Origin of the sequence: Streptomyces sp. NPDC046870 (genome assembly GCF_040704595.1) — a bacterium.
Taxonomy (GTDB): Bacteria; Actinomycetota; Actinomycetes; order Streptomycetales; family Streptomycetaceae; genus Streptomyces; species Streptomyces argyrophylli.
Window position 1 is genome coordinate 524296 of sequence record NZ_JBEYXM010000003.1, and the last position, 22963, is coordinate 547258.

Annotated in this window: 24 protein-coding genes; 16 read left to right on the forward strand and 8 right to left on the reverse strand. The window is 71.8% G+C overall.

The window, feature by feature from the left end; all coding sequences use genetic code 11:
* The first annotated feature begins 22 nt into the window (after positions 1 to 22).
* The 10 genes from AB0946_RS10905 to AB0946_RS10950 all read left to right on the forward strand — a co-directional run bounded on the left by AB0946_RS10905 (position 23) and on the right by AB0946_RS10950 (position 8416).
* Positions 23 to 1051: a DUF2520 domain-containing protein gene (locus AB0946_RS10905; RefSeq protein ID WP_366760238.1), complete on the forward strand. Its 1029-nt coding sequence runs from the start codon at positions 23 to 25 to the stop codon at positions 1049 to 1051.
* The gene (gene panC, locus AB0946_RS10910; protein ID WP_366760239.1) at positions 1048 to 2040 is read left to right on the forward strand and encodes a pantoate--beta-alanine ligase; all 993 of its coding nucleotides are present in this window, start codon (positions 1048 to 1050) and stop codon (positions 2038 to 2040) included. The genes AB0946_RS10905 and panC overlap by 4 nt, the downstream gene beginning before the upstream one ends.
* Entirely contained in the window at positions 2037 to 3734 is a 1698-nt protein-coding gene (locus AB0946_RS10915) for an L-aspartate oxidase (RefSeq protein WP_366760240.1), read from the forward strand. Before panC ends, AB0946_RS10915 begins: the two co-directional genes overlap by 4 nt.
* Before the next feature lie 28 nt (positions 3735 to 3762).
* The gene (gene nadC, locus AB0946_RS10920) at positions 3763 to 4740 is read left to right on the forward strand and encodes a carboxylating nicotinate-nucleotide diphosphorylase (protein ID WP_366760241.1); all 978 of its coding nucleotides are present in this window, start codon (positions 3763 to 3765) and stop codon (positions 4738 to 4740) included.
* Positions 4741 to 4745: 5 nt separating this feature from the next.
* Positions 4746 to 5543, forward strand: a complete 798-nt coding sequence (locus AB0946_RS10925) for a type III pantothenate kinase (protein ID WP_366760242.1) — start codon at positions 4746 to 4748, stop codon at positions 5541 to 5543.
* 179 nt (positions 5544 to 5722) lie between these two features.
* Positions 5723 to 6388, forward strand: coding sequence for a hypothetical protein (locus AB0946_RS10930; protein WP_366760295.1), 666 nt, complete (start codon positions 5723 to 5725; stop codon positions 6386 to 6388).
* Positions 6389 to 6517: 129 nt separating this feature from the next.
* Positions 6518 to 6697 carry a hypothetical protein gene (locus tag AB0946_RS10935; protein WP_366760243.1) on the forward strand — a complete coding sequence of 60 codons (180 nt, stop codon included), beginning with the start codon at positions 6518 to 6520 and terminating at the stop codon, positions 6695 to 6697.
* 178 nt (positions 6698 to 6875) lie between these two features.
* Positions 6876 to 7334, forward strand: coding sequence for a BlaI/MecI/CopY family transcriptional regulator (locus AB0946_RS10940; protein WP_366760244.1), 459 nt, complete (start codon positions 6876 to 6878; stop codon positions 7332 to 7334).
* 9 nt (positions 7335 to 7343) lie between these two features.
* Complete coding sequence (locus AB0946_RS10945) at positions 7344 to 7877, forward strand: amino-acid N-acetyltransferase (protein ID WP_366760245.1); 534 nt, start codon at positions 7344 to 7346, stop codon at positions 7875 to 7877.
* Between the two features lie 203 nt (positions 7878 to 8080).
* Positions 8081 to 8416: an Lsr2 family protein gene (locus tag AB0946_RS10950; protein WP_103817333.1), complete on the forward strand. Its 336-nt coding sequence runs from the start codon at positions 8081 to 8083 to the stop codon at positions 8414 to 8416.
* Here AB0946_RS10950 and AB0946_RS10955 read toward each other — a convergent pair.
* Positions 8395 to 9027 carry an SCO3374 family protein gene (locus AB0946_RS10955; protein ID WP_366760246.1) on the reverse strand — a complete coding sequence of 211 codons (633 nt, stop codon included), beginning with the start codon at positions 9025 to 9027 and terminating at the stop codon, positions 8395 to 8397. The genes AB0946_RS10950 and AB0946_RS10955 overlap by 22 nt on opposite strands.
* A gap of 448 nt (positions 9028 to 9475) precedes the next feature.
* Here AB0946_RS10955 and AB0946_RS10960 point away from each other — a divergent pair, with 448 nt between their 5' ends.
* A complete protein-coding gene (locus AB0946_RS10960) occupies positions 9476 to 11998 on the forward strand; it encodes an ATP-dependent Clp protease ATP-binding subunit (RefSeq protein ID WP_014674145.1) in 2523 nt (840 codons plus the stop codon).
* Positions 11999 to 12135: 137 nt separating this feature from the next.
* Here the strand turns inward: AB0946_RS10960 and AB0946_RS10965 are convergent, their stop codons facing one another.
* Positions 12136 to 12771, reverse strand: coding sequence for an HAD family acid phosphatase (locus AB0946_RS10965; RefSeq protein ID WP_366760247.1), 636 nt, complete (start codon positions 12769 to 12771; stop codon positions 12136 to 12138).
* A 455-nt stretch (positions 12772 to 13226) separates the two neighbouring features.
* On the opposite strand from AB0946_RS10965, the gene AB0946_RS10970 reads away from it, so the two are divergent.
* A complete protein-coding gene (locus AB0946_RS10970) occupies positions 13227 to 13778 on the forward strand; it encodes a M23 family metallopeptidase (protein WP_366760248.1) in 552 nt (183 codons plus the stop codon).
* Between the two features lie 38 nt (positions 13779 to 13816).
* Here the strand turns inward: AB0946_RS10970 and AB0946_RS10975 are convergent, their stop codons facing one another.
* Positions 13817 to 14416 carry a helix-turn-helix domain-containing protein gene (locus AB0946_RS10975; protein ID WP_366760249.1) on the reverse strand — a complete coding sequence of 200 codons (600 nt, stop codon included), beginning with the start codon at positions 14414 to 14416 and terminating at the stop codon, positions 13817 to 13819.
* 125 nt (positions 14417 to 14541) lie between these two features.
* Here AB0946_RS10975 and AB0946_RS10980 point away from each other — a divergent pair, with 125 nt between their 5' ends.
* The 4 genes from AB0946_RS10980 to AB0946_RS10995 all read left to right on the forward strand — a co-directional run bounded on the left by AB0946_RS10980 (position 14542) and on the right by AB0946_RS10995 (position 17992).
* Positions 14542 to 16140 carry an MDR family MFS transporter gene (locus tag AB0946_RS10980; protein WP_366760250.1) on the forward strand — a complete coding sequence of 533 codons (1599 nt, stop codon included), beginning with the start codon at positions 14542 to 14544 and terminating at the stop codon, positions 16138 to 16140.
* A 102-nt stretch (positions 16141 to 16242) separates the two neighbouring features.
* Positions 16243 to 16719 (forward strand): helix-turn-helix transcriptional regulator, encoded by a 477-nt coding sequence (locus tag AB0946_RS10985; protein ID WP_366760251.1) that lies wholly within the window; start codon positions 16243 to 16245, stop codon positions 16717 to 16719.
* The gene (locus tag AB0946_RS10990) at positions 16716 to 17144 is read left to right on the forward strand and encodes a VOC family protein (protein WP_366760252.1); all 429 of its coding nucleotides are present in this window, start codon (positions 16716 to 16718) and stop codon (positions 17142 to 17144) included. The genes AB0946_RS10985 and AB0946_RS10990 overlap by 4 nt, the downstream gene beginning before the upstream one ends.
* Complete coding sequence (locus tag AB0946_RS10995) at positions 17141 to 17992, forward strand: class I SAM-dependent methyltransferase (protein ID WP_366760253.1); 852 nt, start codon at positions 17141 to 17143, stop codon at positions 17990 to 17992. Before AB0946_RS10990 ends, AB0946_RS10995 begins: the two co-directional genes overlap by 4 nt.
* A 278-nt stretch (positions 17993 to 18270) precedes the next feature.
* On the opposite strand, the gene cseC is transcribed toward AB0946_RS10995, so the two are convergent.
* From cseC to AB0946_RS11020, 5 genes are all read right to left on the reverse strand, one after another.
* Positions 18271 to 19668 (reverse strand): two-component system sensor histidine kinase CseC, encoded by a 1398-nt coding sequence (gene cseC / locus AB0946_RS11000; RefSeq protein ID WP_366760254.1) that lies wholly within the window; start codon positions 19666 to 19668, stop codon positions 18271 to 18273.
* A gap of 13 nt (positions 19669 to 19681) precedes the next feature.
* Positions 19682 to 20386 (reverse strand): two-component system response regulator CseB, encoded by a 705-nt coding sequence (gene cseB / locus AB0946_RS11005; RefSeq protein WP_366750277.1) that lies wholly within the window; start codon positions 20384 to 20386, stop codon positions 19682 to 19684.
* A gap of 62 nt (positions 20387 to 20448) precedes the next feature.
* Complete coding sequence (locus AB0946_RS11010) at positions 20449 to 21102, reverse strand: hypothetical protein (RefSeq protein ID WP_366760255.1); 654 nt, start codon at positions 21100 to 21102, stop codon at positions 20449 to 20451.
* Entirely contained in the window at positions 21090 to 21629 is a 540-nt protein-coding gene (locus tag AB0946_RS11015; RefSeq protein WP_014674153.1) for a SigE family RNA polymerase sigma factor, read from the reverse strand. Before AB0946_RS11015 ends, AB0946_RS11010 begins: the two co-directional genes overlap by 13 nt.
* 285 nt (positions 21630 to 21914) lie before the next feature.
* The gene (locus AB0946_RS11020) at positions 21915 to 22790 is read right to left on the reverse strand and encodes an A/G-specific adenine glycosylase (RefSeq protein WP_171154015.1); all 876 of its coding nucleotides are present in this window, start codon (positions 22788 to 22790) and stop codon (positions 21915 to 21917) included.
* Between the last annotated feature and the right edge of the window lie 173 nt (positions 22791 to 22963).

Consider the following 22963-nt stretch of genomic DNA (forward strand, 5'->3'; position numbering starts at 1 on the left):
GGAACGGGAAGGCCGCCGTCGCGTGAGTACAGTCCACCAACCAGACCTCAAGGACCGCCCCGCGCGGCTCACCGTCGGCGTCGTCGGCGCCGGTCGCGTGGGCCCCGTGCTGGCCGCGTCCCTCCAGCTCGCCGGGCACCGCCCGGTGGCCGTCTCCGGAGTCTCCGACGCCTCCCGCAGGCGCGCCGAGACCCTGCTCCCGGACGTCCCGCTGGTGCCGCCCGCCGAGGTGCTCCAGCGCGCCGACCTGGTGCTGCTCACGGTCCCCGACGACGTCCTGCCGGGCCTGGTCGCCGGCCTCGCCGAGACCGGCGCGGTACGACCGGGACAACTGCTGGTGCACACCTCCGGCCGGTACGGCGCGAAGGTGCTCGACCCCGCCCTGCGGGCGGGCGCGCTGCCGCTGGCCCTGCACCCGGCGATGACCTTCACCGGCACGCCGGTCGACGTCCAGCGGCTCGCGGGCTGCTCCTTCGGCGTCACCGCGCCCGAGGAACTGCGGCTGGCCGCCGAGGCCCTGGTGATCGAGATGGGCGGGGAACCGGAGTGGATCAGCGAGCAGAACCGCCCGCTGTACCACGCGGCCCTCGCGCTCGGCGCCAACCACCTGGTGACCCTGGTCGCCCAGTCCATGGAACTGCTGCGCACCGCCGGTGTGACGGCGCCCGACCGGATGCTGGGCCCCCTGCTCGGGGCCGCCCTGGACAACGCCCTGCGCTTCGGTGACGCCGCCCTGACCGGTCCGGTCGCGCGCGGTGACGCCGGTACGGTCGCCGCGCACGTCACCGAGCTGCGCGAGCACGCCCCGCAGACCGTGGCGGGCTATCTGGCGATGGCCCGCGCGACGGCCGACCGCGCGCTCGCCCACGGCCTGCTGAAGCCGGAACTCGCCGAGGACCTCCTCGGGGTACTCGCCGACGGGGCCGACGCGAGCCGAGGAGGCCGGAGCGGCGAGGGAACCGACGGCCCGAACGGCTCCGACGGCCCGAACGGCTCCGACGGCCCGGACGGCTCCGACGGCACGACCGGCACCGAGGGGAACGACCGATGAGCACCGCCCTGCTGAGCACCGCCGACGAGCTGCACGCGCGTGTGCGCCACGGCCGCCGCGCCGTCGTGATGACCATGGGCGCCCTGCACGAGGGCCACGCGACGCTCATCCGCGCCGCGCGGCAGGCCGCCGGCCCCGACGGCGAGGTCGTCGTCACGGTCTTCGTCAACCCGTTGCAGTTCGGCGCGGGCGAGGACCTGGACCGCTATCCGCGCACCCTGGACGCCGATCTCAAGCTCGCCGAGCAGGCGGGCGCGGACGCCGTGTTCGCGCCCTCCGTGGACGAGGTCTACCCGGGCGGCGAACCCCAGGTGCGCGTCTCCGCGGGCCCCATGGGCGAGCGCCTGGAGGGTGCCTCGCGGCCCGGGCACTTCGACGGCATGCTCACCGTCGTCGCCAAGCTGCTGCACCTCACCCACCCCGACGCCGCCCTGTTCGGGCAGAAGGACGCCCAGCAGCTGGCCCTCATCCGGCGCATGGTGCGGGACCTCAACTTCGGCGTCGAGATCGTCGCCGTGCCCACCGTCCGCGAGGAGGACGGCCTCGCGCTGTCCAGCCGCAACCGCTACCTCTCGGCGGACGAGCGCCGTACCGCCCTCGCGCTGTCCCGCGCGCTGTTCGCCGGCCGGGACCGGCACGCGGCACAGGAGGCGCTGCGCGCGCGGGCCCGGGAAGTGCCCTCCACGCACGCGCGTGCCGAGGCGCTGAGCGCCATAGGGGAGTCCCGCGCGGCGGCGGACGCCCACGCGGTGGCCACCGCCGCGCCCGGCGGCCCGGCGGCCGTCCGCGCCGCCGCGCGCCAGGTCCTGGACGAGGCCGCCCGCCTCGACCCGCCCCTGCGGCTGGACTACCTGGCGCTGGTCGACCCCGCCGACTTCACCGAGATCGGCGACGACTTCACCGGCGAGGCCGTCCTCGCCGTCGCGGCGCGGGTCGGCACGACCCGGCTGATCGACAATCTTCCTCTCACCTTCGGAGCCGCCTCGTGACCAGCACAGGCATACGACTGCACGCACCCGCCCCCGGGTGGAGCATCTCCGCGGACGTGGTCGTCGTCGGCTCCGGAGTGGCCGGCCTGACCGCGGCGCTGCGCTGCGAGGCCGCCGGGCTCACCACGGTCGTCGTCACCAAGGCCCGCCTGGACGACGGCTCCACGCGCTGGGCGCAGGGCGGCATCGCCGCGGCCCTCGGTGAGGGCGACACCCCCGAGCAGCACCTGGACGACACCCTGGTGGCCGGCGCGGGCCTGTGCGACGAGGAGGCCGTGCGCATCCTCGTCACCGAGGGCCCCGACGCCGTCCGGCGGCTCATCTCCACCGGCGCCCACTTCGACACCGACGACGAGGGCGACATCCACCTCACCCGCGAGGGCGGCCACCACCGGCGCCGGATCGCGCACGCGGGCGGTGACGCGACCGGCGCGGAGGTCTCCCGGGCGCTCGTGGAGGCCGTACGCGCCCGTGGGCTGCGCACGATCGAGAACGCGCTGGTCCTCGACCTGCTGACGGACGCCGAGGGCCGTACGGCCGGGGTCACCCTGCACGTGATGGGCGAGGGCCAGCACGACGGCGTGGGCGCCGTGCACGCGCCCGCCGTGGTCCTCGCGACCGGCGGCATGGGACAGGTGTTCTCGGCGACCACCAACCCGTCCGTGTCGACCGGCGACGGCGTGGCGCTGGCGCTGCGCGCGGGCGCCGAGGTCAGCGACCTGGAGTTCGTGCAGTTCCACCCGACCGTGCTGTTCCTCGGCGCCGACGCCGAGGGCCAGCAGCCGCTCGTCTCCGAGGCGGTGCGCGGCGAGGGCGCGTACCTGGTCGACGGGGACGGCGTGCGCTTCATGGTGGGCCAGCACGAACTGGCCGAGCTGGCGCCCCGGGACATCGTCGCCAAGGGCATCACGCGGCGGATGCTGGAGCGGGGCGCCGAGCACATGTACCTCGATGCCCGGCACTTCGGCGCCGCGATGTGGGAGCACCGCTTCCCGACCATCCTGGCCGCCTGCCGCGCCAACGGCATCGACCCGGTCACCGAGCCCGTCCCGATCGCCCCGGCCGCCCACTACGCCTCAGGCGGCGTCCGCACCGACGCGCGGGGGCGCACCACCGTCCCGGGCCTGTACGCCTGCGGCGAGGTCGCCTGCACCGGCGTGCACGGCGCCAACCGGCTCGCCTCCAACTCCCTCCTCGAGGGCCTCGTCTACGCCGAGCGGATCGCCGCCGACATCGCCGCCGCCCGCGCGGCGGACGGCCTGCACGCACGCGTGCCCGTACCGGTCCCGCAGCCCGCGAAGCCGGCCCACCCGCTGCTCACCCCCGAGACCCGGTTCGCCATCCAGCGGACCATGACCGAGGGCGCGGGCGTGCTGCGCTCCGAGGAGTCCCTCGCCAGGGCCGCGGACCAGCTCCAGAGGCTGCACACCGAGGCCCGGGACGCGCTGGAGGAGAACGGCAAGACCGCCGAGCCCGGCGTGGACACCTGGGAGGCCACGAACCTCCTGTGCGTGGCCCGGGTCCTGGTCGCCGCCGCCCGGCTGCGCGAGGAGACCCGCGGCTGCCACTGGCGCGAGGACCGCGCCGAGCGCGACGACGCGAACTGGCGGCGCCACATCGTCGTACGGCTCAATCCGGACCGGTCGCTGGCCGTACGCACCACCGACACCGCAGACTTCCCCCCTGTCCGGTAACACCAGCGCCCCAGGAGCAGTGACAGACGTGAGCACCGACGACCTTCCCCTCGCCTCGAACGGCGGCTGCGGCGACGGCTGCACCTGCGGCGCCGAGGGCGACGAGGAGTACCTGGAGTGCGGGCTCGACCCCGCGCTCGCCGAACTGCTGGCCGCCGCCGGACTGGACCCGATCGAGGTCGAGGACATCGCCAACGTCGCCATCCAGGAGGACCTGGACGGCGGTGTGGACGTGACGACCGTGTCGACCATCCCGGAGGACGCGGTCGCCACCGCCGACTTCACCGCGCGCGAGGCGGGCGTCGTGGCCGGCCTCCGGGTCGCCGAGGCCGTGCTCTCCGTGGTGTGCACGGACGAGTTCGAGGTCGAGCGGCACGTGGAGGACGGCGACCGGATCGAGGCCGGGCAGAAGCTGCTGTCGGTCACCACGCGCACGCGTGACCTGCTCACCGCCGAGCGCAGCGCGCTGAACATCCTGTGCCGGCTGTCGGGCATCGCGACCGCCACGCGCGCGTGGGCGGACGCGCTGGAGGGCACCAAGGCGCGTGTGCGCGACACCCGCAAGACGACGCCGGGCCTGCGCTCGCTGGAGAAGTTCGCCGTCCGCTGCGGCGGGGGCGTCAACCACCGCATGTCGCTGTCCGACGCGGCCCTGGTGAAGGACAACCACGTGGTCGCCGCCGGCGGCGTCGCGCCGGCCTTCAAGGCGGTACGGGAGGCCTTCCCGGACGTGCCGATCGAGGTCGAGGTCGACACCCTGCACCAGCTGCGCGAGGTCGTGGACGCGGGCGCCGACCTGATCCTGCTGGACAACTTCACGCCCGGCGAGTGCGAGGAGGCCGTCGGCATCGTCGGCGGGCGGGCGCTGCTGGAGGCGTCCGGGCGGCTGACGCTCGCCAATGCGCGCGCGTACGCCGAGACCGGCGTGGACTTCCTGGCCGTCGGCGCGCTGACCCACTCCTCGCCGATCCTGGACATCGGCCTGGACCTGCGCGAGGCGGAGTAGCGGCGATGCTCCTCACGATCGACGTCGGCAACACGCACACCGTCCTCGGCCTGTTCGACGGTGAGGACATCGTCGAGCACTGGCGCATCTCCACGGACGCGCGCCGCACGGCGGACGAGCTGGCGGTGCTGCTCCAGGGACTGATGGGCATGCACCCGCTGCTCGGCGAGGAGCTGGGCGACGGCATCGACGGCATCGCCATCTGCGCGACCGTGCCGTCGGTGCTGCACGAACTGCGCGAGGTCACCCGGCGGTACTACGGCGACGTACCCGCCGTCCTGGTGGAGCCGGGCGTGAAGACGGGCGTGCCGATCCTCACCGACAACCCCAAGGAGGTCGGCGCCGACCGGATCATCAACGCCGTCGCGGCCGTCGACCTGTACGGCGGTCCGGCGATCGTCGTGGACTTCGGCACGGCGACCACCTTCGACGCGGTCTCCGCGCGCGGGGAGTACGTCGGCGGGGTGATCGCGCCCGGTATCGAGATCTCCGTGGAGGCGCTCGGGGTCAAGGGCGCGCAGCTGCGGAAGATCGAGGTGGCCCGGCCGCGCAGCGTGATCGGCAAGAACACGGTCGAGGCGATGCAGGCGGGCATCGTGTACGGGTTCGCCGGGCAGGTCGACGGGGTCGTCAGCCGGATGGCCCGGGAGCTGGCCGACGACCCGGACGACGTGACGGTGATCGCCACGGGCGGACTGGCGCCGATGGTGCTGGGCGAGTCCTCGGTGATCGACGAGCACCAGCCGTGGCTGACCCTGATGGGCCTGCGCCTGGTCTACGAACGCAACGTCTCACGGCTGTGAGGGGGGCCCGGCGCCCGGCCGGGTGCCGGGCCCGCCCCGCGCAGGCCTCCCGCCGCGGGTGGCACCGGATGGAGGAAGCCGGAGCGACACGCGGGGGAAAAGAGATGCGGAATCGTCACTTTTGTCCGATTAGTGGGTAGCGTCGCCGCATGCCCACGCCATACGGATCCCGCGGCGGCATGGCGTTCGGCGCGCAGGAGCTGCGTGTGCTCCGCCGCGCCCTCGCCCTCGCCCTCCACCCCGGCCATGCCTCCGCCGAGGACATGCAGGACTGTCTCCGGCTCGCCGAGTCGCTCGACGAGGCGATGTGCGAGGGGGCCAGGCTGCGCGCCTTCCTGGTGGCCGACCTGGGCCGCTACCGGGCCGCCCTGCCGGGTACCGCCGCCGGGTACCTCACCCTCCTGGAGGAGGTGCTCGGTGCCGGGCACCGGCCGACGCCGGACGACCTCGCCGCGCTGCGGGCGCTGCGCGGGAACCCCGCGGCGGCGGCGTTGCTGGAGCGCTGCCAGGAGCTGGCCGAGCAGGACGTACGGGCACGGTTCGCGCAGGGCGGGCGGAAGGTGCCCGCGCCGGCCGTGCCGCCCGCGAGGGCGCGTCTGCTGGCGCTCCCAGGCGGTGCGGGGGAGTCCGGGGCCCCGCAGGACGGAGGAGAGGCGGACGGGCCCTCCACGCCCCCGCAGGAGCCCGCGGAGCCCGGGCAGAAGCCGGCGCCCGGCCCCTCGGAGCGGCCGGCTGCGGAACCGGCGGCCCCCAAGCGGCCCGTCCCGACGCCCGGCGAGGTCTTCCCGCGCCGCAAGCCGGCGCCCCCGGCGGAGTCCGCGCCGTGCCGGCTGGCCGCGGGTTAGGGCTCTCCGTCCGGGCCAGGCCGGATCAGGAAGCGGTGCCAGGGCCCGCGGGCCCGGCACGATCGGAACGAGAGGCGCCGGGGGCGCCCCTGCCCTTTTCGGGCGTTCCGGCGTGGCTACTCTTGGGCCATGGACTACTTCTCCGCGCTCGTGCCCCCGGTCGTCATGGCCGTGTTCTTCATCGGTGTGGTCAGGGTGATCGTGAAGACCCAGGGCGGGGCCGCCAAGGCCAAGGAGGACGCGGCCGTCGACGCCGCCCTCGCCCGCGCGGAGGGCGCCCGCCAGGCCTCCGCCGCCGGCGACGCCTGACCGGACCCACGCGGAGCACTACCGCATCACCACAGGTCACAGCGACCTGGCCGTCTCCCGGCGTACGACTCCCCGCGCCCCGGCGCCCCACGAGTCGTACGCCCTTTTTGTTCATGTTTGTAGCTCTAGTGCCCGTCCGGCACGCCATTGCCGGGATCTCCCAGTATTGTTCTGAGTTGTGCCTCGCCCATTGGGAGAACTCGAAGACGCGGTCATGACGCGGGTGTGGAAGTGGAACCGCCCGGTGACCGTTCGAGAAGTCCTGGAAGACCTCCAGCGGGAACGCTCCATCGCGTACACCACCGTGATGACCGTTTTGGACAATCTCCATCAGAAGGGCTGGGTGCGCCGCGAGGCCGAAGGGCGGGCCTATCGATATGAGGCCGTGTCGACACGAGCTGCGTACGCCGCCGCCCTCATGAACGACGCCTGGTCCCAGAGCGACAACCCGGCCGCCGCACTCGTCGCCTTCTTCGGCATGATGAGCGACGAACAGCGACAGGCCCTCAGGGACGCCGTACGCATCGTCCAGGGGCCGGAAGAAACCCGGGAAGCCCCCGAAGCCCGCCAACAGGAACCCGCCGAAGCCCGGCAAGAGGAGAACCCCGGCGCGCCGGAGGGCACCGGCGGGCGATAGCGTCCGCTCATGTCAGCAGAGCGTCCCGAAGTCCCCGCAAAAGCCATCACCGTCCGCCGGGCCCGGACCAGCGATGTCCCCGCCGTGCGCCGCCTCCTCGACGCCTACGTCCGCGACCGCATCCTGCTCGACAAAGCCACGGTCACGCTTTACGAGGACATCCAGGAGTTCTGGGTCGCCGAACGCGACGACAACGCCGAGGTGGTCGGCTGCGGAGCGCTGCACGTCATGTGGGAGGACCTCGCCGAAGTCCGCACACTGGCCGTGAAGCCCGGCCTCAAGGGCGCCGGCGTGGGTCATCAGTTGCTGGAGAAGTTGCTCCAGACCGCGCGCTGGCTCGGCGTTCGACGCGTTTTCTGCCTGACCTTCGAAGTCGACTTCTTCGGGAAGCACGGCTTCGTGGAGATCGGGGAGACGCCGGTCGACACGGATGTGTACGCGGAGCTGTTGCGTTCCTATGACGAGGGCGTCGCCGAGTTCCTCGGTCTCGAACGAGTGAAGCCGAACACCTTGGGCAACAGCCGGATGCTTCTGCATCTGTGATCGTCATTGCCCCGGTGGCCTATGTCCGAAACGCGCATGTTTCCGGACGCGGTCGGTCCGCTGAGTCACTCCCGAGGGTTTGTGTTTTTCCGGCAAAAGCGGTTTGCTTTCCGACGTACTGCAGTACTGCATATAACAGGGGCGGCGAAACGGCGGACGCCGCACACCCCTGGCCCTCAACGTTATCGATGAAAGGAAATGCGGTGGCACAGAAGGTTCAGGTCCTTCTTGTCGACGACCTCGACGGCGGCGAGGCGGACGAGACCGTGACGTTCGCGCTGGACGGCAAGACGTACGAGATCGATCTCACGACTGCCAATGCGGACAAGCTGCGCACCCTTCTCGACCCCTATGTGAAGGGCGGGCGCCGTACCGGCGGCCGTTCCTCCGGCGGGCGTGGAAAGGCGCGCGCCGCCACCGGCGGCAACCAGGACACCGCGGCGATCCGCGCCTGGGCGAAGGAGAACGGTTACGAGGTCAACGACCGCGGCCGGGTTCCCGCGTCCATCCGCGAGGCCTACGAGAAGGCCAACGGCTGATCCCGCCGGTCGGCGGGGTGCCCGGCGCACGCGCGCCGCAGCCGGACCCGGTGACACTCCGCTGCCACCGTGTCCACCAGTCGCACGAGATCGGGAGCGCTCCCCTCGCGCCCCGCGGGGGGCGACGCCGGCATGGCGGGCAGCGAGGCCCCGGTCTCGAGTCCCGGACCGGGGGGCCGCACCCACACGGCGGCCCCCTTCGCGGACTGCCGGGGCGCGACCCCGGCCCGTACGGACCCGGGCCCCGCGGCGGCCCCCGCGGGCGGCGGCGGGGCCTGCATCGTGCCGCCCGCCCCGAGGACGCGTAGGTCCAGGGCCACCGCGCCCCACTCCAGCCAGGCCAGCAGGCCGGGCAGCTCCTCCGCGCTGCCCGCGGCCACCAGCAGCCGCATCCGGTCGCCCCTAAGGGCCACCGGGGAGCCCGGCGCGAGATGCCGGAGCGCCTTGGCGCCCGCCTCGGCCGGCACGTCCAGCACGTCGAACCGCACCCCCGTGCGCAGCCGCAGCGGCCGTCCGGGCACGGTCGGCCACCCCAGATCGTTCTCGTACCAGTGCCGGGCCCGTGCCTCCGGATCGACGGGCCGGCGGGGAAGGGGGACCGTGGAGGTCATGGGGACCGAGCCAACCATGCCAGGAGCAACAGCCGGACCCCCTTTCGGGTTACGCTGGGTGCGCTGCCGACTGCACAGAGTGCCGGAAGCGGGGGCGCCTGGGGGTGCGGGGAGGCGCAAGGTTGTTCGCCCATAGCGGAGGGAACCGGTGCGCGCCGCATGGAGTGTCCGTCCCTGCGGGTAAGACATGCCTAGTGGGAGGGGGCGACACGCAGGAAAGGCCGTCTCACGTTCGCCATCGGCGTACTGGCGACTGGGGTAACTGCCTGGCCTGCGGGAACATCGTCTCGCACCATCGGGTTGGAGCAGATGTCGGCGTCACGGGTCAGGAGGCCATCGACGGTGTCGGCAGTTGGAATGAGCGGTCCCCGCTTGCGGGACTAAGCTGCGGAAGGACAGGGAGGGGAAGTTCCCCCCACTGCCTGACCGCTCTGAGGAGCGATTAACGATGTTCGAGAGGTTCACCGACCGCGCGCGGCGGGTTGTCGTCCTGGCTCAGGAAGAAGCCCGGATGCTCAACCACAACTACATCGGCACCGAGCACATCCTCCTGGGTCTCATCCACGAGGGCGAAGGTGTCGCCGCTAAGGCCCTGGAGAGCCTCGGCATTTCGCTTGAGGCGGTCCGCCAGCAGGTGGAGGAGATCATCGGTCAGGGCCAGCAGGCCCCGTCCGGGCACATCCCCTTCACCCCCCGTGCCAAGAAGGTCCTGGAGCTGTCGCTCCGCGAGGCCCTTCAGCTGGGCCACAACTACATCGGCACGGAACACATCCTGCTCGGCCTGATCCGCGAGGGCGAGGGCGTCGCCGCCCAGGTCCTGGTCAAGCTGGGCGCAGACCTCAACCGGGTGCGGCAGCAGGTCATCCAGCTGCTCTCCGGTTACCAGGGCAAGGAGACCGCCGCCGCGGGCGGCCCGGCCGAGGGCACCCCCTCGACCTCTCTGGTCCTGGACCAGTTCGGCCGGAACCTCACCCAGGCCGCTCGTGAGTCCAAGCTCGACCCGGTGATCGGGCGCGAGAAGGAGATCGAGCGGGTCATGCAGGTGCTGTCCCGCCGTACCAAGAACAACCCGGTGCTGATCGGTGAGCCCGGCGTCGGCAAGACCGCCGTCGTCGAGGGCCTCGCCCAGGCGATCGTCAAGGGCGAGGTGCCCGAGACGCTCAAGGACAAGCACCTCTACACGCTGGACCTCGGCGCCCTGGTCGCCGGCTCCCGCTACCGCGGTGACTTCGAGGAGCGCCTGAAGAAGGTGCTCAAGGAGATCCGCACCCGCGGCGACATCATCCTGTTCATCGACGAGCTGCACACGCTGGTCGGTGCGGGTGCCGCCGAGGGCGCCATCGACGCGGCCTCGATCCTGAAGCCGATGCTGGCCCGCGGTGAGCTGCAGACCATCGGTGCGACGACCCTGGACGAGTACCGCAAGCACCTGGAGAAGGACGCGGCCCTGGAGCGCCGCTTCCAGCCCATCCAGGTCGCCGAGCCGTCCCTGCCGCACACGATCGAGATCCTCAAGGGTCTGCGCGACCGGTACGAGGCGCACCACCGCGTCTCCATCACGGACGAGGCCCTGGTCCAGGCGGCCACCCTGGCCGACCGCTACATCTCGGACCGCTTCCTGCCGGACAAGGCGATCGACCTGATCGACGAGGCCGGTTCCCGGATGCGCATCCGCCGGATGACCGCTCCGCCGGACCTGCGCGAGTTCGACGAGAAGATCGCCGCCGTCCGCCGGGACAAGGAGTCCGCGATCGACTCGCAGGACTTCGAGAAGGCCGCGTCCCTGCGCGACAAGGAGAAGCAGCTCCTGGCCGCCAAGGCGAAGCGGGAGAAGGAGTGGAAGGCCGGCGACATGGACGTCGTCGCCGAGGTCGACGGCGAGCTGATCGCCGAGGTCCTCGCCACGGCCACCGGCATCCCGGTCTTCAAGCTGACCGAGGAGGAGTCCAGCCGCCTGCTCCGCATGGAGGAGGAGCTGCACAAGCGGGTCATCGGCCAGAACGACGCCGTCAAGGCGCTGTCGAAGGCGATCCGTCGTACGCGTGCGGGCCTGAAGGACCCGAAGCGTCCCGGTGGTTCGTTCATCTTCGCCGGCCCGTCCGGTGTCGGTAAGACCGAGCTGTCCAAGGCGCTCGCCGAGTTCCTCTTCGGTGACGAGGACGCGCTGATCTCCCTCGACATGTCGGAGTTCAGCGAGAAGCACACGGTGTCGCGTCTCTTCGGTTCGCCCCCCGGATACGTGGGCTACGAGGAGGGCGGCCAGCTGACGGAGAAGGTGCGCCGCAAGCCGTTCTCGGTCGTCCTCTTCGACGAGGTCGAGAAGGCCCACCCGGACATCTTCAACTCGCTGCTGCAGATCCTGGAGGACGGTCGTCTGACCGACTCCCAGGGCCGGGTCGTGGACTTCAAGAACACGGTCATCATCATGACGACCAACCTCGGCACCCGGGACATCTCCAAGGGCTTCAACCTCGGCTTCGCCGCCGCGGGTGACACGAAGACCAACTACGAGCGCATGAAGAACAAGGTGTCGGACGAGCTCAAGCAGCACTTCCGCCCCGAGTTCCTCAACCGCGTCGACGACGTGGTCGTCTTCCCGCAGCTGACGCAGGAGGACATCCTGCGGATCGTCGACCTGATGATCAGCAAGGTGGACGAGCGCCTGAAGGACCGGGACATGGGCATCGAGCTCTCCCAGTCCGCGAAGGAGCTGCTGTCCAAGAAGGGTTACGACCCGGTGCTGGGCGCCCGGCCGCTGCGCCGCACGATCCAGCGCGAGATCGAGGACACGCTCTCGGAGAAGATCCTCTTCGGCGAGCTGCGTCCCGGTCACATCGTGGTCGTGGACACCGAGGGCGAGGGCGACGCCGCCACCTTCACCTTCCGGGGTGAGGAGAAGTCGGCGCTGCCGGACGTCCCGCCGATCGAGCAGGCCGCGGGTGGGGCCGGGCCCAACCTGAGCAAGGAGTAAGGGTCGGTCTCCGGCGGTCCCGCCGGACCAGAGGGGCCGGTGCCTTCGGGCACCGGCCCCTTCGGCGTTCCCCGGGCGCGGTCGCGTGCGGACGACGCGGGCCGTGCGGGGCGTGTCCGGCCGGGGGGTGTCCGGCCCTACGACAGCTGTCCGTCGTAGTCGGGCAGCTTGAAGGTCTTCTCGGCGTGGCCGTCGGACAGGTCCGTGGCGCTGTTGCCGATGTTCGCGATGATCGTGTAGCCGTCGTTCTCGATGCCGACGCGCTGGGCGGTCTTGTAGGCGGCGACGTCCTTGAAGAGGTCGGCCAGGCCGCGGACACGCAGACCGGAGACGTCGTAGCCGTCGTGTTCGAGGTTGTACTCGGTGGGCCAGTACAGGACGCCGGGACGGGCCGTGACGAAGAAGAGGGAGACGCCGTGCTCCTGGGCGTAGCGGGCGACGTCCAGGACGGGCCGGTTGGCCGGCTGGGGGTAGCTGAAGCCGAAGTCGGTCTCCAGCGTGGTGTTGTCGATGTCGAAGACGATCGCCTGCTTCTCGCCGGGCCTGGCGGCGGCTATGCGGTCCCTCAGGTACGGGAGGGCCTGGTCCATGACCGCCTGGCAGTCCTTCTGCCAGGCGGCGTGGTCGACCTTGGCAGAGGCGCTCACGGCCCCGGCGGAGGCGCTCGCGGACGCGGCGGGGGCGGCCGTGGCCGCCGGGGCGGCCGGCGCGGCCAGGGCGGCCACGGAGACGGTGGTCACGCAGATGCGGCGCGCCCAGGGGCGTCTGGTCATCGGTGGGGGTCCTCTCGCGTCTGAATGTCAGGGGCATGATCTGAGGCGAGGGTGGCGCGAGGGGAACCGTAGGGTTACCGGAGGGTAGGCGCCTAGAGGTCTGCGTCACATTTCCGCATTTCCCGACAAGGGGTGCCGGTGATATGCGGCACAGGCGAAATGTCCGGTACTAGACGGGATAGTGGGATGCGCCGTATGGGCAAAACGGACAAAAAGGGGAGCTTTGCCTCACGGGGTCACGCCCGAGAAGTACGTCGTCAGGGCCTTGTGCGCCGGAGTGCGCGGCTGTCAAGAAAGTAAGTGGTATTGGCGGCGTCTACTACGTGATGCCGTACTTAGGGTGTTTTGGGCTTGATGGGGTGCTCGGTTACCAAGGAACAGCCGCCCCGGTGAAACGTCTCCACGGACGTCCGTACGCCGGGTGGCGGAAGTGTCTCCGAGTTCACGAGGTCCAGATGTTCCAGCGCTTCACGTCCCGCTCTTCCCGTACGTCCTCGCTCCGCGCCCGTGTGACCGTCCTGGCTGCCGGACTCGGCGCCACGGCCGTGCTGGGCACCGGGGTCGCGAGCGCCGCCACCGCGTCCGCCGGCTCCTGGGTCGACCCGGTCAAGAAGTACACGCTCTCGGCGGGCTTCGCGCAGGCCGGCAGCCACTGGGCGCACAAGCACAGCGGCCAGGACTTCGCCGTGCCGACCGGCACAGAGGTCGTCGCCGCGCACGGCGGCACCGTCGTCAAGGCCGGCCCCAACGGCGCCGGTGACGGCCCGGCGTACGGCAACGCCGTCGTCATCAAGCACGGCAACGGCACCTACTCGCAGTACGCCCACCTGTCCCGCGTGGACGTGCGGATCGGCCAGGTCGTCACGACCGGCCAGCACATCGCGCTGTCCGGCTCCACCGGCAACTCCACGGGTCCGCACCTGCACTTCGAGATCCGCACGACCCCGAACTACGGCTCCGGCATCGACCCGGTCCCGTTCCTGCGCGCCCAGGGCGTGAAGGTCTGACCCACGCCGGGGGCTAGGCGTGCTGTCCCAGGACAGTCCTAGCCCTTCTCGCGGGCGTGCTCGTGCGCCTGCGCCACGAGGTCCATGGCGACTTCGAGAACAGCCTCGCGCTTCTTCTCGGAGTCGCCTTCGAGGTCCTGCATCACGAACATCCCGGCGTGCAGCGTGAACATCGCGCTGACGGAGCGGACCTGGTCGACCAGGTCCGCCTCCGGGTCGATGAGGATGTCCCGCAGGCCGCGCATCCGGTCCTTGAAGGTGTCGCCGATGCGCAGTTCCCGGACCGTCGCCTGGTTCTCCTGCATGAAGCGGAACAGCGGTTCCGCGCCGGCCAGCGCCTCGCTGTAGCGGCGGACGATCTCCTGCTTGGTCTCCAGGGTGTGCGGCTGTCGTCCGCCCCACTCGATCAGGTCCTCGATCGGTTTCGTCAGGTCCGCGAAGAGGCTGACGATGATCTCTTCCTTGGTCTTGAAGTGGTAGTACAGGGCCGCCTTCGTGACGTCGAGGCGCTCGGCGATCTCCCGCAGGGAGGTCTTCTCGTAGCCCTGCTCCGCGAAGAGTTCGAGCGCCACGTCCTGGATGCGCTGGCGGGTGTTGCCGCGGCGCTGCTGCTTGGTGCCGTCCATGGTGAGGCCCATCCTCGTACTCCTCGCGCTCCCGCGAAAACTTACTTGACGCCCGGCTAGTAACGGGTCTACCTTCCGCAGTGTAGTAACTAGCCGGGCGGCAAGTAAGTACCTGCCGCAGGGGGAATGGGAAGACGATGGCGGACACGGTCGAAAGTGTCATGGCTGAGGGCGGACAGCCCCAGAGTGCTGCCGAGGGCAAACAGCCCCGGAGCGTGCGGGTGGTACTGCTCGCACTGATGATCGCGATGATGCTCGCGATGCTGGACAACATGATCGTCGGTACGGCGATGCCCACGATCGTGGGTGAGCTGGGCGGCCTGGAGCACCTCTCCTGGGTCGTCACCGGCTACACCCTGGCCACTGCGGCCTCCACCCCCGTCTGGGGCAAGATCGGCGACATGTACGGGCGCAAGGGCGCCTTCCTCAGCTCGATCGTGATCTTCCTGCTCGGCTCGGCGCTGAGCGGCATGGCCCAGGACATGGGCCAGCTGATCGGGTTCCGCGCCATACAGGGCCTGGGCGCCGGCGGTCTGATGGTCGGCGTCATGGCGATCATCGGCGACCTGATCCCGCCTCGGGAGCGCGGCAAGTACCAGGGCATGATGGCCGGCGTGATGGCGCTGGCGATGATCGGCGGCCCACTCGTCGGCGGCACCATCACCGACAACTGGGGCTGGCGCTGGGCCTTCTACATCAACCTGCCGCTCGGCGCGGTCGCCCTCGCGCTCGTCACGGCCGTGCTGCACCTGCCGAAGAAGCGCTCCAAGGCCGGCATCGACTACCTGGGCGTGCTGCTGCTCACCGTCGGCATCACCTCCATCGTGCTGGTCACCACCTGGGGCGGCACCGAGTACGCCTGGACCTCCGCGCGGATCATGGAGCTGACCGGCATCGGCGTGGCCGCGCTGGTCGGGTTCGTGTTCTGGCAGACCAAGGCCGCCGAACCGGTCGTGCCGCTGCACATCTTCAGGAGCCGCAACTTCACCCTGATGTCGGTCATCGGCTTCATCACCGGCTTCGTGATGTTCGGCGCCACCCTGTTCCTGCCGCTCTACCAGCAGGCCGTGCAGGGCGCCTCCGCCACCAACTCCGGACTGCTGCTCCTGCCGATGCTCGGCGCGATGCTCGTGACCTCGATGGTCGCCGGGCGGGTCACCACCAACAGCGGCCGGTACAAGATCTTCCCGATCGTCGGCGGCGTGCTGATGACCGTCGGCCTGTACCTGCTGTCCCTGATGGACACCGGGACGACCCGCCTGACCTCCGGCCTCTACATGGCCGTGGTCGGCGCGGGCATGGGCTGCCTGATGCAGATCACCATGCTGGTCGCGCAGAACAGCGTCCAGATGAAGGACATGGGCGTGGCGTCCTCCTCCACCACCCTGTTCCGTACGCTCGGCTCCTCCTTCGGCGTGGCCATCATGGGCGCCCTGTTCAACCACCGGGTCCAGGACGTCATGGCCGAGCGGGCCGGCACGGCGGGGGCCAGGATGACCGAACAGTCGGCGCAGCTGGACGCGAAGAGCCTGGCGAAGCTCCCGGCGGCGGTCCGCGAGGCGTACCAGCACGCGGTCTCCTCCGGCACGCACTCGGCGTTCCTGCTCGGTGCCGGGATCTCGGTGCTGGTGCTGATCGCGGCGCTGTTCGTCAAGGAGGTGCCGCTCAAGGGCGGTCCGAAGGCCGCCACGGAGGGTGCCGACGCGGCGCCGGTGACCGTGGTCGAGGCCGTCTGAACCAGCCCGAGCCCGAAGGCCCCGGCGCGCGTCCGCAGCGCCGGGGCCTTCGGCCGTTCCCGCCCGGGCCTCGATGTCAGACCCCCGTGCCACCATCGGCTCATGGACAGGATCCGCCGCCTGCGTCTGGCCAAGGACGCCATGGATCGGGACTGGGCCGACCCCGGCCTCGACCTGGACGTGGTGGCGGCGCACGCCGGGTACTCGCGGTACCACTTCCTGCGCGCCTTCAAGGAGGTGTACGGCGAGACACCCGGCCAGTACCTCACCCACCGGCGGATCGAGCGCGCCGAGGAGATGCTGCGCACCGTCAGCCTCACGGTGACCGAGATCTGCACCCTGGTCGGCTTCAGCAGCCTCGGCACGTTCTCCGCCCGCTTCAAGGCCCGCACCGGCCTCACGCCGAGCGAGTACCGCGCGCGGCACGTCGGCCGCGGGGCCGCCCTCATACCCGGCTGCTACGCCATGCTCTGGGCCGGCGGCTTCAACACCGCAACATCGGAGAAGCGCCCCGCGCCCGGTCCTGCCTACGGTGACGAGCAGGAACAGCAGCCTCGCGACAGGAGAGCGCAGCCATGATCAAGGGCCTGGCCATCAGCACCGTGTGGACCACCGACCAGCAGCGGACGAAGGCCTTCTTCACCGAGAAGCTCGGCTTCGAGGTGCGCACCGACCTCGCCCTCGGCCACATGCACTGGATCACCGTCGGCGCCAAGGACCAGCCCGACCTGGAGCTGGCCCTGATGAGCCTGGACGGCCTGGACCCGGAGTCCGCCGACGCGATGAAGAAGCTGGTCGCCAAGGGAGTGCTGGGCGCCGGGGCGTTCCGCACGGACGACTGCCGGGCCGACCACGCCGCCTTCGCGGCACGCGGAGTGGAGTTCATCCAGGAGCCGAAGGAGCGTCCGTACGGCATCGAGGCGATCTTCCGTGACGACAGCGGCAACTGGTACTCGCTGACCGAGCGCAGCGAGGAGCTGGACTTCTCCAAGGACTTCGGGTGACCGCGCGGGCGGCCGTGCTCCCGGACCACACGGCGGTGCGGGTCGCCCTGTGGCGGGCGCTGCACGTCCAGGCCGATCCGCCGCCGCACGTCATCGAGGACGAGATCGGGCTGCGCCTGGCCGATCCCGGAGACGACTGGCGGTCCCGCCCCGACATGGACGAGCGGGACACCCGGCCCGTGCGGGCGTCCATCGCGGCCCGCGCCCGGTTCGTGGAGGACCTCGTCGCGGAGCAGGCCGCGCGGGGCGTCGAGCAGTACGTCGTCCTCGGCGCCGGCCTGGACACGTTCGCCCAGCGCCGGCCGGAGATCGCCTCCAGGCTGCGGGTGTTCGAGACGGACCGGCCCGGGCCGCAGGAGTGGAAGCGGCGCCGGCTCGCCGCGCTCGGCCACGAGGTGCCCGACTGGCTGCGGCTGGTGCCGGTCGACTTCGAGGGGGACTGGTGGGGGCGGTTGCTCGCGGCCGGTCTCGACCCGTCCCGCCCGGCGGTCGTGGCCTGCACCGGCGTGACCATGTACCTCACGCGGGACGCCATCACCGCGAGCTTCCGGCAGGTCGCGACGCTCGCGCCGGGCTCCACGCTCGTCACCACGTTCCTGCGGCCGGCCGAGGACGTCGAGCCCGGCCTGCGACCCTTCCAGGAGGCGGCGGAGCGGGGTGCGAGGGCCTCCGGCACCCCCTTCCTCAGCCACTTCACACCGCAGCGGATGGTGGCCCTGATCCGTGAGGCCGGCTTCCGGGACGCCCGTCACGTACCGGCGGAGGAACTCACCCGGCGCTACTTCACCGGCCGACCGGACGGACTCCGGCCGTCGAGAGCGGAGGAACTGGTGGTGGCGACCACCTGAGCACGCCGGTGCGGCGGGGGAGGGTCACCGGGGCAGACGTCACGGCGCGACCGAGGCCCGGGTGCGCCGAGCGGCCGGTCTTCAGCGGTGAGGCCGGGCGGCGCTGAAACCGGACGGCACCGGGCCGGGACAGTGCGGTGCGGTGCCGGGCCCGGACGGCGCCGGGCTGGGCAGTGGTCCCCGGATCGGGCTTCCGGCGAGAGGCGAGACCTGATCCCGGGCGGCGAGGGCCGAGCCCCCGGTGACCCGGCGGGCGCTGCCCGGTGGGCCGTGAGCCCTCATGCGTCCCGGGTCGCGCGGCGAGCGGGGCCCGGGGACGGCAGCGACGTGCCGCCGGACGCGGGCAGCAGCGGGAAGCTGCCCGTGTTGGTCGGAGCGTGCTCCGGCAGCCACAGGACGGCCACCGCACCCTCCGCGGGAACCCCGGCCGGCGCCCCCGCGGGCCGTACGTTGCGGAACGTCAGCCGGGCGCCCAGCACCCGCGCCTGGCCCGCCGCGATGGTCAGACCGAGGCCGTGGCCCTGCCCGGCGCGGTCCTTGCTGCCGGTGCGGAACCGGCTCGGCCCCTCGGCGAGCAGCTCGTCCGGGAAGCCGGGGCCGTGGTCGCGGACCCGGATGACCCGTCCCTCCACGGTGACCTCGATCGGTGGCCGGCCGTGCCGGGCGGCGTTGGCGAGCAGGTTGAACAGCACCCGCTCCAGCCGCCGCGGGTCGGTGGTGACCTCCGACTCGTGCACCACCCGTACGGCGATGTCCGGATCCTTGGCCGCCACCCGCCGTGCGACGAACTCGCCGAGCATGATGTCCTGCAACTCCGCCCGTTCCGAGGCCCCGTCCAGCCGGGCCACCTCCAGGACGTCCTCGACCAGCGTGCGCATGGCCTTGGCCCGGTCCAGTACCAGCTCCGTGGGCCGGCCGGGCGGCAGCAGCTCGGCCGCCGTCAGCAGACCCGTCACCGGGGTGCGCAGCTCGTGCGCGATGTCGGCGGTGACCCGCCGCTCGGCCTCCAGGCGCTGCCGCAGCGCGTCCGCCATGGCGTCCACCGCGCGCGCGAGTTCGTCGGTCTCGTCCCGTACGACCCCGCCGATGGCCTCCTGCACCCGTACGTCGGTCTCGCCGGCCGCGGCCTGGTTCGCGGCGGCCGCCGCCTTGCGCAGCCGGCGGGACAGCTGCCCGCCGATCAGCACGCCCAGCGCGCTGCCGCCGAGCACGACCGCGACCGAGCCGATGATCAGGGCCTGGTCCAGGTCCTGCAGCATGTCGGTGCTGCGGTCGGGTAGATGGCTGTGCAGGGACAGCACATGTCCGTCCTTCACGGGTACGGCCGCCCAGATGTCCGCCACCCCGTGGTGCTCGGAGACGTCGCTCGCCCGGCGGCCCCGCTCGACCTTCTCGCGCAGCGCGGCCGGCAGCTCGGGGTCGTCGACCCTGACGTAGGGGAAGACCGGCCCCCGGTTGAGCTCGTAGTTGCGCTGGGCCATCAGGACCCGGTCGTTGGCCAGCTCGCGCGCGTTGTCCAGCATCGAGACGCGGGCCGCGTTGTGCACGACCAGGCTCAGGACGATCGCCACCAGCCCGGCCACCAGCGCGATGGCCGCGCTGACCTTCCACCGGAGCCCGGTGCGCAGGCCCGCGCGCTCCATGCGCCGGACCGGATGCCGAAGAATCCCCCGCATACCGCCGCTCCGCTCAGGCCTTCAGCTTGTAGCCGAAGCCGCGGACCGTCTCGATCCGGTCCTGGCCGATCTTCTGCCGCAGCCGCTGCACGTGCACGTCCACGACCCGGGTGTCGCCGCCCCAGCCGTAGTCCCACACCCGCTCCAGGAGCTTGTCGCGGGAGAGCACGGTGCCCGGAGCGGCGGAGAACTCCAGCAGCAGCCGCATCTCGGTCGGCGTCAGCGCCACCGGCTGCCCGGCCCGGCGCACCTCCATGCCGTCGGTGTCGATCTCCAGGTCGCCGAAGGCGAGCGTGCCGCCGCCGTCCGCCGACACGGCCTCCTCCGCCTGCGCGGACCCGCCGGCGTGCCCGAAGCGGCGCAGCACCGCGCGGATCCGGGCGACCAGCACGGCACCGTCGAAGGGCTTGGTCACGTAGTCGTCGGCGCCCGCCTCCAGCCCGAGGACGACGTCGATGGAGTCGGCGCGCGCCGACAGCATGATCACCGGCACGGTCGACTCGTCGCGGATCCGGCGGCACAGGCTGACGCCGTCCAGGCCCGGCACCATGACGTCCAGCAGCGCGATGTCGGGGCGGTTCGCCCGGAACGCCTCCAGGCCCGACAGGCCGTCGGGCATCGCGGTGACCGCGAAGCCGTCCCGCTCCAGGGCGAGCTGGGTGGCCTCGCGGATGACGTCGTCGTCCTCGACGAACAGGACGTGGGTCTGGTCTGCCATCCCGGTGCTCTCAGTCTTCGTGGGGTAGGTGCGGCGGTCGGGTGTACGAGGGTGCGGGGCGGTCAGCTGTCCGGTACGGGTGTCGGGCCCCCGCCGGCCGACTTGCTGTACTCGTTGCGCGTGGGCTTGCCCTGGGCGAACCGTCCCGCCTTCCAGGTGTACGGCGTCACGATCTCACCGGACGGGCTGGAGATCGGGTCGCCCTTCTCGTAGTACTGCCTGGTCACCGACAGGACGCCCTGGTCGATCTCCGCGTAGACCGGGGACTCCTCGCTCTTGAAGACGCTCCGGAACGAGCCGCCGGCGTCCCGGTACACGTACGAGCCGATGCCGACGGCGTCGGCGCAGGTCAGCACGTTGATGACGACGTCGTCCACCGGGGCCCCGGTCAGATTGCCGTAGGAGACGTCTACCGGGTACTCATCGCCGTTGCACGGCTTCAGCTCGCGCTTGACCGCCGGTGACACCTCGGGATCGCTCTTGACCAGCGCCACGGGGTCCACCCGCCCGTAGTGCTCGGACGGGCTGGGGGAGGGGGAGGCGACGGCCCCCGCCATCGCCGAGGCGTGTGCCGGGCCCTCGTCCCGTGCGCCCGTGCCCCCGCTGCCGCACGCGGCGAGGAAAAGGGCGGGGGCGGCGAGCGCGGCCCCCACCGCGATCACCGCCTGTGTACTGCCTCGGGCCCGGTCGGGCCCGGCCCCGGTCAGGCCGCGCAACGCTCCCGCTCCTCACGCTCCAGAGCGCGTGCGTCCAGATCGCGGGCCTCCAGCTCCTCACGGAGCCGGGCGAGCGCCCGGTGCAGCGTGCTCTTGACCGTACCGGCCGACATGCCGAGGGCAGCGGCCGTCTCCTCAGTGGACATCTGCTCCCAGTGTCGCAGCACCACGACACTGCGCTGCTTCGGTGCGAGCACCTTCATGACGTCCATCAGCAGGGCCCGGTCGGCGTGCTGCTCGGTGGAGTCCTCGACGGAGGCGTCCGGCAGCTGCTCGGTCGGCACCTCCTCCAGCTTGCGCGCCCGCCACCACTCGGTCCGCGTGTTGATCATGACCCGGCGCAGATAGGCGTCGGCCAGGCGCTTGTCGGCGATGCCCTCCCAGCGGCCGTACGTCCGCACCAGCGCCGTCTGCAGCAGGTCCTGGGCGTCGACCGGGTCCGGGACCAGCCGCCGGGCGCTGCGCAGCAGCGCGTCCTGCCGGCTGCGGACGTACTCCTCGAATTCGAGCACCTCGCCCTGCGCCATGATCGACCGCCTCCGTTCCCCGTTGTGCTTCCGGCCCTTGCCCGAAGTCCCGCTCTCCCCGCGCCCGGTGGTCCGCCGGGCACGGAGAAGAAGCTACGGAGTGGTTGTCACGGGGCTGTGCGGACCAGCCTGCGGCTGGCAATCGGCTATCCGTCGGTTGTGTAACGGACGAAGGAACTGGGTAGCGGCGAAGGGGAGTTTGGCCCACTATGGGGCGATTTGTCCGTTCGGATTCTCCGTAACGGACGCCGGATGGTGGTGACTTGGCCGTGGGCCGGCCGTGCGTCAGCCGAGCGGCAGCCGGTACAGGCCGCCCGGAAGGGGCTCCACCAGACCGTCCGCGACCAGCCCGTCGAGCGCGCGCGCCCGCTGCACCGGCTCGTGCCACACCCGGTCCAGCACCGCCTGCGGCACCGGCGCGTGCGCCTCCCGCAGCACGGCCAGCAGCTTGCCCCGCACCTGCCGGTCCGTGCCGGCGTACGTCTGTCCGCGGCGCGGCGGACCCGCGTGCTCGGGCTTGCCCGCGAGCCGCCAGGCGCACTGCGCGGCGATCGGGCACCGCGCGCACCCCTCGTTCTTCGCCGTGCACACCAGCGCGCCCAGCTCCATGGAGGCGGCGGCCCACCGCGCGGCGGTCCGCTCGTCCTGCGGCAGCAGCTCCCGCGCCAGGCGCCGCTCGGCGGCCGTGGTCGCGTTCGGCGGGTACTGCACCCCGGTCACCGCCCGTGCGAGCACCCGGCGCACATTGGTGTCCAGCACCGCGTGCCGCTGCCCGTACGCGAACGAGGCCACCGCGGCGGCCGTGTACTCACCGATGCCGGGCAGTGCGAGCAGCTGCGCGTGATCCGTCGGTACGTCACCGCCGTGCCGCTCCGTTATGGCGACCGCGGCACCGTGCAGGCGCAGCGCGCGGCGCGGATAGCCGAGCCGGCCCCAGGCGCGCACCGCCTCGCCGGGCGCCTCCTTCGCCAGGTCGGCGGGGCGCGGCCAGCGGGCCAGCCACTCCTCGTAGACGGGCAGCACCCGGTTCACCGGGGTCTGCTGGAGCATGAACTCGCTGACCATCACGCCCCACGGGCCCGCCTCCGGGCGGCGCCAGGGGAGGTCGCGGGCGTGGATGTCGAACCAGGCGATCACGGGGGCGTGCAGCTTCTCAGTCATGGCCCTTCCGATCCTGCCACGGCTGGGCGGGCCCGATGGGTGACCGCACGCTCACCGAGCGTGGCGGAACGGGAAGGACCGTGCCGTTCGCGGCAGTTACCGGGATGATGATCCGGAAAAGTTGACGCCGGCGCGGCGGGTGACGCGAGCAAGCGCGGAGATCTCTCGTACAG